At 62.6% G+C, this 18193-nt stretch carries 14 protein-coding genes; 2 read left to right on the top strand and 12 right to left on the bottom strand.

Annotation, left to right across the window (positions count from 1 at the left end; translation table 11 throughout):
• Positions 1-23: 23 nt before the first annotated feature.
• Entirely contained in the window at positions 24-2354 is a 2331-nt protein-coding gene (locus IB265_RS05120; protein ID WP_057250371.1) for a PAS domain-containing sensor histidine kinase, read from the top strand.
• A gap of 88 nt (positions 2355-2442) precedes the next feature.
• On the opposite strand, the gene IB265_RS05115 is transcribed toward IB265_RS05120, so the two are convergent.
• The 12 genes from IB265_RS05115 to feuN form a co-directional block, all read right to left on the bottom strand.
• Positions 2443-5397 carry a bifunctional [glutamine synthetase] adenylyltransferase/[glutamine synthetase]-adenylyl-L-tyrosine phosphorylase gene (locus IB265_RS05115; RefSeq protein WP_058325579.1) on the bottom strand — a complete coding sequence of 985 codons (2955 nt, stop codon included), beginning with the start codon at positions 5395-5397 and terminating at the stop codon, positions 2443-2445.
• A gap of 84 nt (positions 5398-5481) precedes the next feature.
• Positions 5482-6888, bottom strand: a complete 1407-nt coding sequence (locus IB265_RS05110; protein ID WP_057250375.1) for a HAMP domain-containing sensor histidine kinase — start codon at positions 6886-6888, stop codon at positions 5482-5484.
• Positions 6885-7583, bottom strand: coding sequence for a response regulator transcription factor (locus tag IB265_RS05105; RefSeq protein WP_057250377.1), 699 nt, complete (start codon positions 7581-7583; stop codon positions 6885-6887). The genes IB265_RS05110 and IB265_RS05105 overlap by 4 nt, the downstream gene beginning before the upstream one ends.
• 251 nt (positions 7584-7834) lie before the next feature.
• The gene (locus IB265_RS05100; RefSeq protein WP_057250379.1) at positions 7835-9394 is read right to left on the bottom strand and encodes a Do family serine endopeptidase; all 1560 of its coding nucleotides are present in this window, start codon (positions 9392-9394) and stop codon (positions 7835-7837) included.
• Between the two features lie 341 nt (positions 9395-9735).
• Entirely contained in the window at positions 9736-10191 is a 456-nt protein-coding gene (locus IB265_RS05095) for a cytochrome c-type biogenesis protein (RefSeq protein WP_057250381.1), read from the bottom strand.
• The gene (locus IB265_RS05090) at positions 10188-12176 is read right to left on the bottom strand and encodes a heme lyase CcmF/NrfE family subunit (RefSeq protein ID WP_057250383.1); all 1989 of its coding nucleotides are present in this window, start codon (positions 12174-12176) and stop codon (positions 10188-10190) included. Before IB265_RS05090 ends, IB265_RS05095 begins: the two co-directional genes overlap by 4 nt.
• The gene (gene ccmE, locus IB265_RS05085; protein WP_057250386.1) at positions 12173-12625 is read right to left on the bottom strand and encodes a cytochrome c maturation protein CcmE; all 453 of its coding nucleotides are present in this window, start codon (positions 12623-12625) and stop codon (positions 12173-12175) included. Before ccmE ends, IB265_RS05090 begins: the two co-directional genes overlap by 4 nt.
• Entirely contained in the window at positions 12622-13764 is a 1143-nt protein-coding gene (gene ccmI / locus IB265_RS05080; protein WP_057250388.1) for a c-type cytochrome biogenesis protein CcmI, read from the bottom strand. The genes ccmE and ccmI overlap by 4 nt, the downstream gene beginning before the upstream one ends.
• A gap of 132 nt (positions 13765-13896) precedes the next feature.
• On the bottom strand, positions 13897-14340 hold the full coding sequence (locus IB265_RS05075; RefSeq protein WP_057250390.1) for a hypothetical protein: 444 nt from the start codon (positions 14338-14340) through the stop codon (positions 13897-13899).
• 217 nt (positions 14341-14557) lie between these two features.
• The gene (locus IB265_RS05070) at positions 14558-15943 is read right to left on the bottom strand and encodes a HAMP domain-containing sensor histidine kinase (RefSeq protein ID WP_057250392.1); all 1386 of its coding nucleotides are present in this window, start codon (positions 15941-15943) and stop codon (positions 14558-14560) included.
• Entirely contained in the window at positions 15933-16604 is a 672-nt protein-coding gene (feuP, locus tag IB265_RS05065) for a two-component system response regulator FeuP (RefSeq protein ID WP_034789361.1), read from the bottom strand. Before feuP ends, IB265_RS05070 begins: the two co-directional genes overlap by 11 nt.
• Positions 16605-16746: 142 nt before the next feature.
• Positions 16747-17001, bottom strand: coding sequence for a two-component system FeuPQ modulator FeuN (gene feuN, locus IB265_RS05060; RefSeq protein WP_057250394.1), 255 nt, complete (start codon positions 16999-17001; stop codon positions 16747-16749).
• 839 nt (positions 17002-17840) lie between these two features.
• Between feuN and IB265_RS05055 the strand changes: the two genes are divergently transcribed.
• Positions 17841-17981 (top strand): hypothetical protein, encoded by a 141-nt coding sequence (locus IB265_RS05055; RefSeq protein WP_173515957.1) that lies wholly within the window; start codon positions 17841-17843, stop codon positions 17979-17981.
• Positions 17982-18193 lie beyond the last annotated feature (212 nt).

Here is an 18193-nt window from a genome sequence, read left to right as displayed (position 1 = left end):
CGAATCATCAGAGGGTTTTCAGATTGGGAAAGATGGCGGACGCGCGACAGGCGAGCGCAGCCGACGGGCGGTTGCGACTCAAGTTTCCGGGGCTTGCCGGCCGCCTGGAGCAGGAGTTTATCTCGCAGGCGAAGATCTTTGCCGGACCGACCTCGCGGCGTCTGGCGAGCGCGGAGCCCGTTCTCAAGCGTTCCATCCCGATCCTCATCATCGCATTCCTGATCATCGTCGCGGTCTCGCGCATGTCCAGCATCATGGACGAGCACGCCCGCATGGAAGAGAGTTCGCGCCAGACGGTCGGGCTCGCGGCCGCCATCGCGGTTGCGGCTTTCCAGACGGACGGTGCAGCCCTTTTTGACGAGGGCCGCCGCGCGGACGCGGAACAACGTTTCAGCCAGTATCTGCCAACCGGCATGCTCGATCCCGGCACATTTATCCTTGCGGTCCGGAAGGATGGCCGGATCTTCGCAAGCACCCAGGAAGGCGGACCGCTCATCGGCCGGACGCTGGCGGCGGTCGCGCCGGATATCGCGACGCTGCAGTATTTCGGCGAGCATTCCAGCGTCATGAAGACACCGATCGTCGGTGTCGACCATATCGTGGCACTGGCGCAATTGCCCGATGCGGCCGGGGTGGTGCTGGCCGCGACGCCGATCACCCAGCTAGAAACGACCTGGCGCGACGAGGTGTCACTCAACGTTACGCTCTTTGCGGGCATTTCGGCGATTCTGCTGATGGTGCTTTACGCCTACTACATTCAGGCCAAGCGGGCCCGCGACGCGGATTCGGTCTTTGTCGAATCCAACCTGCGTGTCGAGACGGCGCTGTCACGTGGCCGTTGCGGCCTCTGGGATTTCGACCTTGCCAACCGTCGGCTGTTCTGGTCGCGGTCGATGTACGAGATGCTCGGCATGCCCGGCGAGAGCAGCGTGCTCTCCTTCGGCGACGCCGCGCGGCTGATGCATCCCGATGATCGCGGCATCTACGGCGTGGCACGCACCATCGCGCGCGGCGACGCGCGCCAGATCGACCAGGTTTTCCGCATGCGACATGCGGATGGCCACTATGTGTGGCTACGCGCCCGCGCGGAAATCATCCGTACCGTTTCCGGGCGGGCGCATCTGATCGGCATCGCCATGGACGTCACCGAGCAGCACCGGCTTGCCCAGCGCTATGCCGAAGCGGACCAGAGGCTCGCCGACGCGATCGAATGTACGTCTGAGGCCTTCGTCCTTTGGGACAAGCATGACCGCCTGGTCATGTGCAACACCCACTTCCAGGAAGCCTACAAGCTGCCGGATCACGTGCTTGTTCCGGGCACCGAACGCATTGCCGTGCAAACCGCGGCAGCACGCCCCGTGGTCGAACGGCGCATCGCCGATCCTGACCGTAGCAACCAGTCGCAGACGAGCGAGGTTCAACTTGCCGACGAACGCTGGCTGCAGATCAACGAGCGGCGCACGCGCGACGGCGGCCTCGTTTCCGTCGGCACCGACATCACGCTTCTGAAACGCCACCAGGTGCGCCTGCGCGAATCCGAGCGGCGTCTGATGGCGACGATCGGCGACCTTTCGGCGTCACGCATGACGCTGGAGCGGCAGAAGACCGAGCTTTCGGTCGCCAACTCCAATTACCAGGCGGAAAAGGAACGCGCCGAAGCGGCGAACCGCGCCAAGTCGGAATTCCTGGCGAACATGTCGCATGAACTGCGCACGCCGCTCAACGCCATCCTCGGCTTCTCGGAGATCCTGCAGAACCAGATGTTCGGGCCGCTCGGCTCGGAGAAATACAACGAATACTCGCGTGACATCCACGAGAGCGGCAAGCACCTCTTGAACGTCATCAACGACATCCTGGACATGTCGAAGATCGAGGCCGGGCACATGCGCATCAGCCGCGAGAGGATCGATCTGGCGCCGTTGATTGAAGAGACGCTGCGCTTCACGACAATCCCGGCGGAGCAGAAGAACATCCGTGTGGTGCAACAGATCTCGTCGGGCCTCACCATGGTCGCCGATCGACGCGCCATGAAGCAGGTGCTGCTCAACCTGCTTTCGAACGCCGTCAAGTTCACCAACAATGGCGGGCGCATTTCGCTTCGAGCGCGCAAGGTGACCGGCGCCGTGACACTGACGATCGCCGATTCCGGCATCGGCATTCCGCGCGACGCCCTTCAGAAGATCGGCCAGCCTTTCGAACAGGTGCAGAGCCAATACGCCAAGAGCAAGGGCGGATCGGGCCTCGGGCTCGCGATCTCGCGCTCACTCACCCGCCTGCACGGCGGCAGCATGAAAATACACTCGACGGAAAACGTCGGCACCATCATCTCGGTTAGAATCCCCGACCGCGCCTGAAGCGGGATCAGGAGAAGTGCGAACGGTTTCCGCTCGCATCCCGCTCAGCATATTGATCGCGATGATTTAACGCGTCAGTGAACGACGCTCAGCCTGAAACCACCGATTGGAAAACGCGCCGCACCGCCTTCGACAGGCGGCGGATGTCTGCCTCCAAGGTTTTCAGGTCCGGATAGTCCCCTGCCCGGCAGACGAGATCGATCAGCCCGGCCGGCGCCTCCTTCGGCTCGAACTCTCCCTCAATGCACAGCCGCACGATCTGCGACAACTCGGTAAAGAGATGCAGCGCCTCCAGGGCGACATCGAGATCGTTTGGGTTCATCAAGGCGTCGCCGAGCAGCTTCAGCGCATCGCCGGTATTGGTGCCGGCAGTCAGCGGCTGAACGCCATTCGCCGGCGCGACGAGCGCCAGGTACTGGCTGATAAATTCGATATCGACGAGACCGCCCGGGATCAGCTTGAAATCCCAAATGTCGCTCGGCGGCTTCTCACTATCGATCATCTCGCGCATGGAGATCACGTCGGCACTCACCTTGGCAACATCGCGCTTGCGGCCGAGGATTTCGGCGAAGATCGCATTGGCCTCGGCAATCAGCTTGTCGTCGCCACAGATGCAGCGCGCCCGGGTCAGAGCCAGATGCTCCCAAGTCCAGGCCTCTTCGCGCTGGTATTTGGCGAAGGCGTTGATCCTGGTCGCGACCGGCCCCTTGTTGCCGGACGGACGAAGCCGCATGTCGACCTCGTAGAGAATGCCTTCGGCGGTCGGCGCGGAAAGTGCCGCGATCAGGCGCTGCGTCACCCTCGTGAAATAGCGCGTCGGGTCGAGCGGCTTGGTGCCGTCGGACTCGGTTGCCGCCTCATCGTAGTCATAGAGCAGGATCAGGTCGACGTCCGAGCCCGCGGTCAGCTCGTGGCTGCCGAGCTTTCCCATACCGACAACGGCGATGCGGCCGCCGGGGAAATCGCCGTGCACGGAGCGGACTTCGTCCTGCACCGCCTTCACCGCCGCGGCGATGATCAGGTCGGCGAGATCGGTAAAGGCGCGGCCCGCCTGGGCACCCGATATGGCGCCGGTCAAAAGCCGGATGCCGATCAGGAAGCGCTGCTCGGCAGCGATGATGCGCAGGCGGTCGAGCACCTCCTCATAGTGCCGCGCGCCGCCGACGAAATTGGCGATGCGCGGCGCGAGGTAGTCCCGGGTCGGCAGTTCGGCGAGCAGGCCCGGATCGAGCATGCCGTCGAAAACATGGGGACGCGCGGCGATGATTTCGGCAAGCCGCGGCGCCGACGACATGACGTTGACGATCAGTGACAGTAGGCCCGGATTGTTGCCGAGCAGCGAAAAGAGCTGGATGCCCGCCGGCAGGCCGGAAATGAAATTATCGAACCGCAGCAACGCTTCGTCGGCCCGGCGGCTTTCGCCGAAGACGCGCAGAAGCTCCGGCGTCAGCTCGGTCAGCCGTTCGCGCGCTTCCACCGATTGCGTCGCACGGTAGCGGCCGTAATGCCAGGTGCGGATCGTATGGGAGATGTCCGACGGCCGCTGGAAGCCGAGCTTTCGCAATGTCTCCAGCGTATCGGGGTCGTCGCGCTGGCCAGTGAAGACGAGGTTGCCGGTCTCGGTCGAGAGCTTGGCCTCCTGCTCGAAAAGCTGGGCATAGCGGCGCTCGACGGTTTTCAGCACGCGCGACAGCGCCTTGGAGAAAGCGGCCGTGTCCTCGAAGCCGAGCATATAGGCGATACGCTTCAGCTCTGCCTCGGTCTCGGGCAGGACATGGGTCTGCTCGTCGCGCACCATCTGGATCCGGTGCTCCACATCACGCAGGAACCAATAGGCCTCGACAAGTTCGTCGGCTGTCTCCTCGTCGATCCAGCCGGCCTTGACGAGGACCCGCAGCATCGGCTCGGTCGCCCGCTGGCGCAGCTCCGGCATGCGGCCGCCGGCGATCAACTGCTGCGTCTGCACGAAGAACTCGATCTCGCGGATGCCGCCACGGCCAAGCTTGATGTTGTGCCCCTTGACCGCGATCTCGCCATGCCCCTTGTGCGCATGGATCTGCCGCTTGATCGAATGAATGTCGGCGATCGCCGCATAGTCGAGATACTTGCGGAAGACGAAGGGGACCAGCTCGCGCAGGAAGCGCTCGCCGCCCTCGATATCACCGGCCACCGGCCGCGCCTTGATGAAGGCGGCCCGTTCCCAGTTCTGCCCCCTGCTCTCGTAATAGAGCATCGCCGCTTCGACCGGGATCGCGAGCGGCGTCGAGCCCGGGTCCGGCCGCAGGCGCAGGTCGGTTCGGAAAACATAGCCGTCGCCGCTGCGCTCCTGCAGGATGCGGATCAGGCGGCGCAGCAGGCGGCCGAAGGTTTCCGAGGCATCATCGCGATCGACGATGATGCCGGATTGCGGATCGTAGAAGACGACGAGGTCGATGTCGGAGGAGTAGTTGAGCTCGAAGGCGCCGAGCTTGCCCATGCCGAGCACGACGACGCCGGAACCGACACTCGGGTAGGCGACGTCCTTGACGATCAGCTTGCCGCTCTCGTGCGCGCTCAGCAGCAGGTGATCTATCGTCGCCGACACGGCAGCACCGGCAAATTCGCTTAGCCAGCGCGTGGTTTCGCGGCCGTCGAAATGCCGGGAGAGGTCAGCAAGCGCCACGGCGAAGGCAAGCTCGCGTTTGGCTCTCCGCAGCCGCGCCATGATCTCCGTGTCGGGCAAAGCAGCGCCACCCTCGTTCGGCTTCCAGGCGTCGCGGGCGCGCCGCACCCGTTCTGTCAGGAAGGTCGTAAGATCAGTGGACAGAAGTTCTTCGAGAATGGCCGGGCGGCTGGCACCGGTGTCGCGCAGGAAGGGCGACAGCGCAAAGGCCGAGACGACGAATGTCTTGAACGGGCTCTCCGAAGCGAGCAGGCTTGCGATCTGGTCATGACCCTTGGCCATGTCCTTCAGCACCGAGAGCGCCGCCTTGGCGTCGGCCTGGGTTGCAGGACGGATCGGCGCCGTCTCGATCTCCCAGCACTGCTGCACCTGTTCCTGCATGCCCTCTCCCTTCCGCTGCAGCCGGTGTGGCGGAACAACCGCGCACACATTCCTCATACCGCCTCTTCTCCGGGAACCGGTCTATCAGGTTGCAGCCATCGGGAAAACCATTTGCACGGTCAGACCCTTGCCACCGTCGCCGGCCGCGGGCTCGGTATCGGCAAGACGCAGCGAGCCGTGATGCGTCTCCATGACCGCCTCCACCAGCGACAGGCCGAGGCCCGTGCCCGGCTTGGACCGGCTCTCATCCAGGCGAACGAAGCGCTTCACCACCTCGTCATGCATTGCTGCAGGTATGCCAGGGCCATGATCGGCGACAGACAGCAGCACATACCCATCGCGCTTTTCCAGAGAGACCTTGATCAGCGGATTGTCCGCACCGTCAGCATATTTGATGGCGTTGTCGATGAGGTTGCCGAGGGCCTGTCCGATCAGTTCGCGGTTGCCCGATATCCCGACGTTCTTGATAACCTCGGCTTCGAGTTTCAAGCCGACATCCTCTGCAACGGGCTCGTACAATTCGACGCAATCGGAAACGATCTCAGAAAGGTCGACCTCGCTCATCTCGGCCGCGGACGAGCCGGCCTCGACCCGCGAAATCATCAAGAGCGCATTAAAGGTCCGGATCAGTTGATCGGACTCGCCAATGATCTCCTCGAGCGCGCCGCGCTGGCTGGTTCCCTTGCGGGCAAGTGCGGCTTCCGCCTTGTTGCGCAGGCGCGTCAGCGGTGTCTTCAAGTCATGGGCGATGTTATCGGAGACCTGGCGCAGACCTTCGTTCAACTTCTCGATGCGGCCGAGCATGGCATTCAGCGATTCCGACAGCCGGTCGAATTCGTCGCCGGAGCCGCTCATCGGCAGGCGCTGCGAGAGATCGCCGGCCATGATCTTGGTGCTCGCCTCCGACATGCGGTCGATCCGCTTCAGGGCATTGCGACCGATGCCGAACCAGATGACGAGCGCGCCGAGCCCCATGACGCCGAGCGCCACCATCAGCGCCTGACGCACCAGCGCGCGAAACTTCTGCGGCTCCTGCAGATCGCGACCGACGAGAATGCGCAGACCATTGTCGAGCACCAGCACGTGGGCGAGCGCCACATGGCTGTCCTTCTTCGTCTCGTCCGTATAGCGCTGATAGGCGAAGGGACGTTCGGTCCAGCCTTCGCTATCAAGCAGTCCCGGTTCGAGGCTTGCGACGTTGCCGGCAAGAATCTCGCCGCTCGGCCCGGCAATGACATAGAGATTTGCGCCCGGCTGACGCGCGCGGCGTTCAAGCGAGCGCAGAAGACCGTTCATGCCGGCGCGATTGTAGACCTGCTCGATCTGCGCCACTTCCGCGGTCACGGCATCGCGGGTCTGCTGCTGCAGCAACCGCTCCGACATGCCGGTGACATAGAAGACGAGGAAGGCCGCACAGAGCGAAAAGAGGATGAGGTAGAGGGCGGAAAGCCGAACCGCGGTCGTTCTGAAGAGAACGCGAAGCTTGCTCATGCGGGGGCCCGGTCATCCTTGATCATGTAGCCGGCGCCGCGCACGGTGCGCAGCAGAGGTACATCGAAGTCCTTCTCGATCTTCGAGCGCAGCCGCGACACATGCACGTCGATGACGTTGGTCTGCGGGTCGAAATGATAGTCCCAGACGTTTTCCAGCAGCATGGTGCGGGTGACGACCTGGCCGGCGTTCTTCATGAGATATTCGAGCAAGCGAAACTCGCGCGGCTGCAGCGGGATCTCCTTGCCCTGGCGGCGCACGGAATGCGACAGGCGGTCGAGTTCGAGATCGCCGACGCGGTAGACCATGTCCTGCTCGGGCGTACCCTTGCGGCGGCCGAGCACCTCGACACGCGCCAGCAGCTCGTTGAAGGCATAGGGCTTTGGGAGATAATCGTCGCCGCCGGCGCGCAGGCCCGTGACACGGTCGTCGACCTGCCCGAGCGCCGAGAGGATCAGCACCGGCGTGTGGATATCCTTGCGCCTGAGTTCGGTGATCACAGACAGGCCATCGCGGCGCGGCAGCATGCGATCGACCACGAGAACATCGTAGCTGTTCTCGCTGGCCATGAAGAGGCCGCTCTCGCCGTCGCTGGCGTGATCGGAAACGATGCCTGCTTCACGGAAGGCTTTCGCCAGATAGGCTGCCGCCTCGAGATCGTCTTCAATGATGAGAATCTTCATACGCGCGACCATAGTCCCGGACCCCTATCTGTCTCAACCGGTTTCGGCTTTCCGACAACCGGCCAGACAACCGGATTGGCGAATGCCCTCGATCGCGGAAGCATCGGTCGGATGGACCCAAAATCATCGTGATCGATTTTCGTAAGTGAGAGCGAGATGCGGGTGGAAAACCGCACACACCTTCTTCATCCCGCTCCAAACGACGAGCGCCGCGAAATCACTTGGAAATCGCGGCGCTCCGGTCAATCATTTGACTGCCGCGATCAGCCCTGATCGATCGGAAGGGCCACGAAGCGGCTACCGTTCTCGGCCTCTATCTGGAAGAGCGCCTTGCTGCGGCCGTCCTTCTTGGCAGCGTTGATGACCTTGAGGATATCGTCGGCAGACTTCACCTCCTGATTGTTCACGGAGACGATCTTCTCGCCCGTCTTCAGGCCACGGTCGCTGGCATCAGAGTCCTCATCGACCGAGGCGATGGTGACGCCCTTGCCGTCGTCGGACGGCACGACGGTGACACCGAGGTCAGCCAGCGCCTGTTCGCTCGAAGGCTGTGTTTCTTCGGACTGGTCGTCCTGGCTCTTGGCTGCTTCCTTGTCATCCTTCGGCAAGGTACCGATTTCCAGCTTCACGCTTTCGGACTTGCCGTTGCGCCACAGCGCGAGGTCGACGGTCGTGCCCGGGCGGATTGCGGCCACCTTGCGGGCAAGATCACGCGGATCCTTGACCGTGTCGCCATTCAGAGCGGTGACAACATCGCCCTTCTTGATGCCAGCCTTTTCACCGGGAGAGCCGGCCTGCGGCTCGACGACGAGCGCGCCGCTTGCCTCAGCCAGGCCGAGCGATTCGGCGATGTCCTTGGTCACCGGCTGGATCTGCACGCCCAGCCAGCCGCGGGAAACCGAACCATCCTTGATCAGGTCGGCGACGACGTCCTTGGCGGTAGCTGCGGGGATAGCAAAGGCGATACCGACGTTGCCGCCCGACGGCGAGAAGATTGCGGTGTTGATGCCGACCACTTCACCGGAGAGATTGAAGGTCGGGCCGCCCGAGTTGCCGCGGTTCACGGCCGCGTCGACCTGCAGGTAGTCGTCATAGGGGCCGGAGCCGATGTCGCGGCCACGGGCCGAGATGATGCCCGAGGTCACGGTGCCGCCGAGGCCGAACGGATTGCCGACAGCGACGACCCAATCGCCGACGCGGACCTTGCTGTCGTCAGCCCAGCTGACATAGGTGAACTTGCGCTTGTCGTCGACCTTGAGCACGGCGAGGTCGGTACGGCTGTCCTTGCCGATCAGCTTGGCATCAAGTTCGGTGCCGTCATTGAGGATGACGGTGAAGGCCGCGCCGTCGGAAACGACGTGGTTGTTGGTGACCAGGTAGCCGTCTTCGGAGATGAAGAAGCCCGAACCCTGGGACGTCGGACGCAGGCGACCTTCGCCATGCGGGCCACGGCGACCCGGGCCACCGCGCTCGGCACGGTCATCGCCGCGCGGGCCGAATTCCTTGAAGAAGCGCTTCAGCGGGTGATCATCCGGCAGGTCGTCGAAGCCGCGACCGTTGAAATCGAAGGTGAAGTTGTTGCCCTCTTCGGAAACCGGATTGACGCGCGACTGGACGCGGACCGAAACGACGGCCGGCGAAACCGCCTCGACGACATTGGCAAAGCTCGGCACCGACGGTGCTTCCACCTTCACCGCTTCCGCAAAGGACTGGGAGACGCGCGCCGGCAGGCCGGAGGTCAGCATGACGGCGGCAAGGCCGGCAACCGTCGAGGCCTTCAGAACGGTCTTGAGGGAGGGACGCAGGGATTTGGTCGTAATCATCCGTTTTGCCTTTTCTCTTCCTGATGCGGCCTCAGCGGCTGCATCGAAACCTGGTTGCGATGTCCGCCTTCAGGGAGAGGCGGGCTCGTTTGGCTGACTGGAAGTCTAGCCGATGACGAAAGATGTAACGGATGGGACCTTACTGAGTTCTGTCCGGAAAATGAATTTTTGGTAATGTTCGGCGACAGCGAAGAGGGACACTGCTCAAGCCCGTTCCAAAGCGTGGGCCATCACAAATGGCTCCGCTCTCCAACCGGAGAGATCCCCAACGGTTTCAACATGTTGGCCTGGAGACGAGGAGCGCGAAGCGGCAAATTGCGCCACGTCGCTTTTGACAGACGTCAGGGCTGAAGCAGCTTCTTCAGCTTTTCCTTTTCATCCTCGGAAAGCGGCGTTCCCTTTGCCTGGGCGCCGCGCCGGCGGGCCGCAATGACAAGGGTGATCGCCCCGACGAGCAGCAGGGTCGCGGGCATGCCCCACAGGATCAGCGTCTTTGTCTCGAAGCGCGGCTTCAGCAGCACGAATTCGCCGTAACGGGACACGACATAATCGATCACCGCTTCATCGCTGTCGCCATTGGCCAGGCGCTCGCGCACAAGCACCCGCAGGTCCTTGGCAAGCTCCGCATTGGAATCGTCGATCGACTGGTTCTGGCAGACCATGCAGCGGAGCTCGGCCGAGATCGCCCGCGCCCGCGCTTCCAGCGCGGGATCGGCGAGCACTTCGTCCGGATTGACCGCGAGGGCCGAGCCAACAGGCGAGAGGAGCAGCAGAAGCGCCAGCAGCAGACGGGTCATTCGGCAGCTCCCACTGGTACTGTCTTCGGCCGCTTCGCCCGGGCCGGCGCGCCGACGCGCAGGCGACGGTCGCTCAAGGACACGAAACCACCGGCTATCATGAACAGGGTCCCGCCCCAGATGCAGAGGATCATCGGCTTCCACCAGATGCGCACGACGATACCGCCTTCGCTGATCTGGTCACCGAGCGAAACATAGAGCTGGCTGAGGCCGAAGGTGCGGATGCCGGCCTCCGTCGTCGGCATGCGGCGCGCCTGATAAAGACGCTTCGACGACCAGACTTCGGACACGGCAGCGCCGCCGCGGCTGATGGTAAAGTGACCGGATTCTTCGGTGTAGTTCGGGCCGCTGCCGTTGCGCATGCCATCGAAGCGCATGGTGTAGTCACCGGCATCGACCGTCATGCCGGGCTTCATCTCGACCACGGTCTCGGTTTCGAACGCCGTGACGGCGACGATGCCGATCAGGGTGACGCCGAGACCGATATGGGCAAGCGCCGTGCCGAAGGCGGAGCGCGGCAGGCCGGTGAAGCGCCGCCAGGCAACGTTGCCCGCGACCTTGCCGAGACCGGAGCGCAACGCGAGATCCGTCAGGGAACCGGCGATCAGATAGACGCCAAGAGCGATGCCGAAGACCGCCAGGACCGGGCCGCCATTCATTGCGTAATAGTAGCCAGTACCGAAGACGAGACCGATCGCAACCGCAGCGAAGAGCCGCTGGGCGACGCCGACGAGGTCACCGCGCTTCCAGGCGAGCAATGGTCCGAACGGCACGGCGAAGAGCAGCGGCAGCATCAAGAGACCGAAGGTCATGTTGAAGAACGGCGGACCGACGGAGATCTTGTCGCCGGTGAGCGCCTCCAGCACCAGCGGATAAAGCGTGCCGGTCAAAACCGTTGCGGTCGCCGTCGTCAGGATCAGGTTGTTGAAGACCAGCGCGCCCTCGCGCGAAATCGGCGCGAAGATGCCGCCGGCTTTCAGGTGCGAGGCGCGCAAGGCGAAGAGTGTGAAGGCGCCGCCGATGAAGAAGACGAGGATGGCGAGAATGAAGATGCCGCGGGTCGGATCCGTGGCGAAGGCATGAACCGAGGTCAGCACGCCTGAACGCACGAGGAAGGTGCCGAGCAGCGACAGCGAGAAGGTCATGATCGCGAGCAGCACGGTCCAGATCTTCAGCGCTTCGCGCTTCTCCATGACCAGGGCCGAATGCAGCAGCGCCGTGCCCGCGAGCCAGGGCATGAAGGACGCGTTTTCCACCGGGTCCCAGAACCACCAGCCGCCCCAGCCAAGCTCGTAGTAGGCCCAGTAGGAGCCCATGGAAATGCCGGCAGTAAGGAACGTCCAAGCGGCAAGCGTCCACGGGCGCACCCAGCGCGCCCAGGCGGCATCGATGCGGCCCTCGATCAATGCCGCGATCGCGAAGGAGAAGCAGACGGAGAAGCCGACATAACCGAGGTAGAGCAGCGGCGGATGAATGGCGAGGCCGACATCCTGGAGGATCGGGTTCAGGTCCTTGCCTTCACCCGGCGCCGGGATCAACCGCGCAAACGGATTGGACGTCAGCAAAATGAAGAGCGCAAAGGCCATCGCGATCCAGGCCTGGACCGCAAGCACATTCGCCTTCAGCGTTTCCGGCAGGTTGCGCCCGAAGGCTGCGACCAGTGCCGAGAAGAACGTCAGGATCAGCAGCCACAGCAGCATCGATCCCTCGTGGTTCCCCCACACACCCGAGATCTTGTAGATCAGCGGCTTCAGGGAATGGGAGTTTTCCCAGACGTTGCGAACCGAGAAGTCCGAGGTCACATAGGCGAAGGTGAGCACAACGAAAGCGAAAGCGACCAGCAGAAAACAGGCGACCGCTGCGCTTGACGCCAGTTCCATCAAGCCGCGATCGTTCAGCCGTGCTCCGAGGATCGGCAAAGCGGCCTGGATGACCGCGGTCGCCAATGCCAGGACCAGCGCGTAGTGTCCGAGCTCGATGATCATTTAATGGTTTCCTTCCCGCTGAGCTCAACGCCCTGGGCCTTCAAGCGGTCGGCGACGTCCTTCGGCATATAGGTCTCGTCATGCTTGGCGAGAACCGTATCCGCCACGAAGACGGAACTCCCTTGAACGAAGGCTCCCTCCGTCACCACGCCCTGCCCTTCGCGGAACAGGTCGGGCAGGATGCCCGTGTAGGTTACCGGCACGCCGGCAAGCGTATCGGTGACGGTAAAGGTGACCGTCTTGCTGTCGCCGCGTTTCACCGACCCCCCTTCAACCACACCGCCGAGGCGGATGCGCGTACCCGGAGAGACGTTCGCCTTGGCGAGATCGCTCGGCACGTAGAAATAGGCGATCGCCTGGCTGAAGGCGAACATGACAAGAAAGGCTGCGAGAACCAGGAAGCCGACGCCGCCGCCGATGATCGCCAGTCTTTTTTGTTTGCGCGTCATTGCGTCACTCCATCGGTCGCAATCCCGAGTTCACGAGCAAGCGTCAGGAGCTGTTTGCCCCCGTCGCCATCGGCCGGGAAGGTCTTCAGGCCCTCCTTTAGCGCTGCCGCGGCCTTGTCTCGTTGATCAAGGACAACATGGGAGCGGATCAGTCGCGCCCAGCCTTCGAGGTTATCTGGATTTTCCTTGAGGCGGCTTTCGAGGCTTTCGACCATGCCGCGGATCATTTCCTGACGATCGCCGGAGCTCATGCTCTCGGCGGCAGCGACATCCTCGGCGTTCGGATTGCCAGGTGCGGCAGCGCTGCTGGTGCCGGCGCCCGTCAGCTCTGCCACATGCTGCTTGACCAGCGGCAGCCATGGCGCGTCCGCAGGCGACGTCGCGACCAGCCTGTTGAAGGCAGTCAGCGCCTCCTCCTTCTTGCCTTCCTGCTTGAGACCGAGGGCAAGGTAGAATTCCGAGCGCGGATCATTGGGGTCGAGCGTCAGTGCCTGCCGGAGCGCCTCCTGCGCCTTCGTCGTCACGAGGCCGTCGGATTGCACAACGAGCGCCTCCGCGTATCCGCCGAGACGCGCCGGCGTCGGCCCCAGCAAGCGGATCGCCCGGTCATAGGCGTCAACCGCTTCCTCAATGCGGCCGTTGCGCATGTAGATCGGTGCGAGCAGATCCCAACCGGCGCCGTCGTTCGGGTTCACCGCAAGGTGGTTTTCTGCCTTGGCGATCAGGACATTGATGTCGCCGTTGGGATCGGCAAGACGAGCGGCAAGCGGCTGCGCCGGCACGCCCGGGCTGCCGGTCAGCAAATAAAGACAGAGCCCAACCGCGGGAAGACAGAGGAGCACGAATACCTGGGCCAGACGATTGGCCCCGCGCCGCGGCGAAACGGCCGTCGCCACAGCGCGATCGCTGTCGCCGGCTGCCAGCAGTCGGCGCGCCACTTCGGCGCGCGCAAGCTCGGCATCGTCGCTGCCGATCAGACCGCTGTCCTGATCGCGCTTCAGTTCGTCGAGCTGGTCGCGATAGACCTCGATGTCATGGCTGTGGGGAGACGATGGGGCTTCCCCTGCCCGCATCAGCGGGAGGATCAGCACGGCGGCGACGGCCGCCGTCAAAGTGGCGACGAGGATCCAGAACAACATGGACGCTCAATACTATGAGGCCCATGCCATTCCAACTCGAAAACCCGTCATGACGGAGATTTGAGGCGTTTCGCCGCAACGGCCGGCCAAGCCCGTCCCTGACAACGCTCGGACGCCTCAGAGAAGCTGCGCTCAGGTCAGCGGCGTCCAGCTGCCGTCGGGATTGCGGCACGCGGCACCCCGGGCCGTCTTCGCCTGGGTCTTGACCGTGACGGTATGGCTGTACTGGCGGCAATTCTGCGATCCGACCTGATAGGGAGCGGCCGCAACGACGGAGCCGCTGACGCCGCGTCCGTTCCAGGTCACAGGCTGGCCACCCGGTGCCGCCTCGAGTGCGCGATACTCCGCCTCAAGCGCCCGCTGGCGGTCGGACGTACCGATATCGAGATCGGCAAGGCGACCGATCACGCCGCCCTGAAGCGCAGCGATGTAGGTTGTCGAGGAGACAGCGCGGGTCGCGGTCGAACCGAGGCCAGCGACAGCACCCTTGCCGCCCGAGGTGGAGCCGCAACCGGCAAGAGCCACGGCCGACGCGATCACCACGATCCTACCGCCAACGACAAAAGTCCGTGTCATTTCTGCCTGGTTCCTCATGATCCGCGACACTCAATCATCCCTATCCGAAGCCGCATTCAAGAACCCCACGCATTCGGGTCAAATGACGACTTGTCCTTGATTTTCTTTTGGCATTCCCCGCCTGCCGAGGCAACGGCGCGCCCTGCCGATGTGACATTTTCGAGCACGGGTGTGACACCTAGATCACGAAACCGCGCACGCCCTTCCTCATCTTGCACTAGGCCGCGGCCGGCAACAGGAGCTGCGCGCGCAAGCCCCCTTCGTCCCGTCGCGACAGCGTAATGGTGCCTTGATACTCCCGCACGATCTCGCTGACGATCGAAAGCCCGAGCCCGGTTCCAGGCTTGCTTTCGTCAAGCCGCTTGCCGCGCTTCATCGCCAGCGCAATCTGGTCGGGATTGAGCCCCGGGCCGTCATCATCGATGTCGAGCACGATCCACTGCCTCCCGGGTTCCTTCGCATGCAGCTCGACCGGCGCCGGCCGGACGTTCAGCCACACCTCGCCACGGGCGTGGCGGGCGGCATTTTCAAGCAGGTTGCCAACGGTTTCCTCGACGTCCTGCAACTCCATCGCGAGCACCAATCCCGGCGGGTTGATTGACAGATGGACCTGCTTTTCCGGGTTGAGCTTGCGCATCACCCGAACCAGGCGTTCGAGCGCCGGCTGCGCCTCGGTCCTCGCCAGGACGGATTCCCGCTGCGCCGCGATCCGCGCGCGGCTGAGATAGGACTGAACCTGCATCTGCATCGCATCGACTTGGCTGCGCACCAGTTCGCCGTGCGACGCATCCAGCACGCGGGCCTCGTTGAGGAGCACGGCGATCGGGGTCTTCAAGGAATGCGCGAGGTTGCCGACTTGCATGCGCGCACGCTCGACGATGCGGCGGTTGCTGTCGATCAAGGCGTTGACTTCGTTGGCAAGCGGCTGGATTTCGCGCGGGAAGGCTCCATCGAGCCTCTCGCTTTCGCCGGTGCGGATCTTCTCCAGCGAGCGACGGACTTGATCGAGCGGACGCAGGCCGAAGAGGATGGTCAGCGCGTTCACCCCGAGACCGCCGAGACCGAAGATGGAGAGCGCGATGGTCAGGTTGCGGGTGAAGCGATTGATGTCGGCTTCAAGCACGTCGCGGTTTCCGGCCACGCGAAAACGCGCGGTGTGGCCTTGAATGTCGAGCACGACCTCTGTCTCGGAAACCTCGACCTCGTTGCCGAACGGATCCTTGGTGGTGTAGAACCGGACGTAGCCGGTGTCGAACGGAACCTCATCGACGCTGGCGATCGGCAGCTTGCCGTTGCCGAGTGACGTCGAGATCAAGGGCGGTGTGTCGAATTCGCCGATCGGATCGACGATCCAGTACCAGCCGGTCTGCGGCTGCGAAAAGCGGAGATCGCCGAGCTGCGGGCTTCCAGAGAGGACCGTCTTCTCGTTGACCGAAATCGAATTGACGACATTGAAAAGCTGCGCGCGCAAGAGGTCCTTGAAGCCGCGCTCGGAGCCCTGCCGATAGAGTTCGGAAATGACCACGCCGATCACGACCAGGGCGACGACCGCCCAGACGGTGGAAACCGCCAATACGCGGGCTGTGAGCGATCTAATTGCCATTGCCCGGCGCTTGCATTCGGTATCCGAGACCGCGCACCGTTTCGATCAGGTCGTTACCGATCTTCTTGCGCAGCCGGCCGATGAACACTTCGATCGTATTGGAATCGCGGTCAAAATCCTGGTCGTACATATGCTCGACCAGTTCCGTGCGCGAAACGACCTGGCCCATGTGGTGCATGAGATAGGAAAGCAGCCGGAACTCGTGCGACGTCAGCTTGAGGGCCACGCCATCGACGGTTGCCTTGGAACCCTTGGTATCGAGGCGCACCGGGCCGCAGACGATCTCCGAGCTTGCATGGCCGGCAGCACGACGGATCAGGGCGCGGATGCGAGCGAGAACCTCTTCGACATGAAAGGGCTTGGCAACATAGTCGTCGGCGCCGGCATCGATGCCCGCGACCTTGTCGCTCCAGCGATCGCGCGCCGTCAGGATCAGCACCGGCATGGTCTTGCCATCGCCGCGCCACTTCTCCAGAACCGTGATGCCATCCATCTCCGGCAGGCCGATATCGAGGATCACGGCATCGTAGGGCTCGGCGTCGCCGAGATAGTGCCCCTCCTCGCCGTCATAGGCCTGATCGACGACATAGCCGGCCTCCTTCAGCACTTCGGCGAGCTGCCGGTTCAGGTTGGCGTCGTCCTCGACAATCAGAATGCGCATTCGCCTCTACTTCCTCTCGCGGCCATCCCCGCTGCTTGTTTCGCTAAATCCTAGCCGATTTAAGGACAGAAACATGCAGGCATTCAAAGCACTGCAGCGACCTTTTCGCATCGGACAAGACGCACGGTACTGCAGGGATCGCTTACATCGGCACCTTGACGGTCACCTTTTTCGGTCGCCCACCGTTACCGGGAACGAGCACCGTGATCACGCACTGGCCATCGGACGTCGGTTGTGCCGACAACAACTCGCCGCCGGTGTCGGCGACCACCTGTGCAGCGGCCGCGCTGCAATCGCCGGCCACACGGACGACATTATCCGACGGCACGTTGATCGCAGGCGGGCTGAAGCCCGCGAGGCCTGCAGCAAGCGCGGCTATGATCACTGGTGAAGACATGAACGCACTTTCGACTTGGGAAGCATCATGGCAGAAGCAATAACCGAATGAGGCTGAATGGCAAATGAATGTCGGCCTTCCGAGCCACCAGGAACCCATTGGAAAACCCACAGACTCAACTGGAATTCCGACCCTAGATTGCAGCGATTCCATCCCTGACGGAACCCGGGCCAAGGCCCTCGTTCGGCAAGCGATAGCCACTTCATGCGACAGTTTCATCTGCGCGGCTGCTGGGAGAACAGAGCTTGAAGCTCACCGGCCTTGGTCGTGGCAGCCTTTTGTTAAGTATGTTTCGCTAGACTTCAGACGTCGTCATAGGCTCGCGCGTCGCGATGGCCAGGGCATCCGCCATAGCCCGAACACTGAGACAGCACATCAAGCAGGAAGCGATTCCCGATTCCTTTGAATCCCTTGGCGGCGATCGTTCGAAAACTGAGTCAACACCCTGCGAGGTTGAGTCAAGTCGATCGCAGCCCGATTCCGGCAGCCAGGCTAAGCCACTGACACCCTTCGATTTCATAGCGATGGTTTTCGCCCCCTAGCGCGCAAGCGTGCCGACGTTCGGCACATCCTATTCGTGCCTGAATACGTGAAGCTTGGCGTTCGCGTACAAAGAATAGACGTTCGCAAAATTACTTCAAAAGAACAGCCAATTTAGTCGCATCTGAACTACCACATCTGTGAATTGACGGACGGCTGTGGATCAACGAAAAATTAATCGATTTAAATATTTTTCAATCGTTTAAATGATTTAAGCCACTGATTTACAAAGTCTTTACGATATGAAATTGTCCGCCGCATCAAACGTCATGAAACCGTCATAGGCCCGGGAGGATCGGATGCAGACGCTCGCCAACAACCAGCCCGCATCTCAGCAGTCCAAAGTACCGCAATCGCTGCTCGACCGTTTCGAAAACGAATGGCGCGCCATGCGCGCTGCCGGCGAAAGCACCCCGAAGCCGATCCAACCGGCTGAGTAACGCCTGTCAACGGCGCATCGATTGTCGCGCGCCATGACCCTCCCAACATAGAGAAGACGCAACACGGAGTTGAACCTTCGGGTCGGGATGAAACACGTCCTGCAATGCCGCGTGTTCCGTCGCCGCGCGAACGGATAGGCGCCGTGGCAAATGCTGCGGCCCTTCGATTTTTGTGGCGATTTTCAGCCTTTTGGCCATTCGGAAAAACCATG

It is taken from the genome of Ensifer sp. ENS10, assembly GCF_014852025.1.
In the GTDB taxonomy this organism is placed as follows: domain Bacteria; phylum Pseudomonadota; class Alphaproteobacteria; order Rhizobiales; family Rhizobiaceae; genus Ensifer.
The sequence above is the reverse complement of the archived record's forward strand: the minus strand, read 5'-3'. Positions and strand labels throughout refer to the sequence as shown.

Excerpts from the sequence above, each read along its gene's own strand:
- ccmI (WP_057250388.1), bottom strand. The coding sequence starts at position 13,764 with ATGTTGTTCTGGATCCTCGTCGCCACTTTGACGGCGGCCGTCGCCGCC.
- IB265_RS05075 (WP_057250390.1), bottom strand. The coding sequence starts at position 14,340 with ATGACACGGACTTTTGTCGTTGGCGGTAGGATCGTGGTGATCGCGTCG.
- IB265_RS05070 (WP_057250392.1), bottom strand. The coding sequence starts at position 15,943 with ATGGCAATTAGATCGCTCACAGCCCGCGTATTGGCGGTTTCCACCGTC.
- IB265_RS05105 (WP_057250377.1), bottom strand. The coding sequence starts at position 7,583 with ATGGTCGCGCGTATGAAGATTCTCATCATTGAAGACGATCTCGAGGCG.
- feuN (WP_057250394.1), bottom strand. The coding sequence starts at position 17,001 with ATGTCTTCACCAGTGATCATAGCCGCGCTTGCTGCAGGCCTCGCGGGC.
- IB265_RS05110 (WP_057250375.1), bottom strand. The coding sequence starts at position 6,888 with ATGAGCAAGCTTCGCGTTCTCTTCAGAACGACCGCGGTTCGGCTTTCC.
- ccmE (WP_057250386.1), bottom strand. The coding sequence starts at position 12,625 with ATGACGCGCAAACAAAAAAGACTGGCGATCATCGGCGGCGGCGTCGGC.
- IB265_RS05095 (WP_057250381.1), bottom strand. The coding sequence starts at position 10,191 with ATGACCCGTCTGCTGCTGGCGCTTCTGCTGCTCCTCTCGCCTGTTGGC.
- IB265_RS05100 (WP_057250379.1), bottom strand. The coding sequence starts at position 9,394 with ATGATTACGACCAAATCCCTGCGTCCCTCCCTCAAGACCGTTCTGAAG.
- IB265_RS05055 (WP_173515957.1), top strand. The coding sequence starts at position 17,841 with ATGCAGACGCTCGCCAACAACCAGCCCGCATCTCAGCAGTCCAAAGTA.
- IB265_RS05115 (WP_058325579.1), bottom strand. The coding sequence starts at position 5,397 with ATGCAGGAACAGGTGCAGCAGTGCTGGGAGATCGAGACGGCGCCGATC.
- IB265_RS05090 (WP_057250383.1), bottom strand. The coding sequence starts at position 12,176 with ATGATCATCGAGCTCGGACACTACGCGCTGGTCCTGGCATTGGCGACC.
- feuP (WP_034789361.1), bottom strand. The coding sequence starts at position 16,604 with ATGCGCATTCTGATTGTCGAGGACGACGCCAACCTGAACCGGCAGCTC.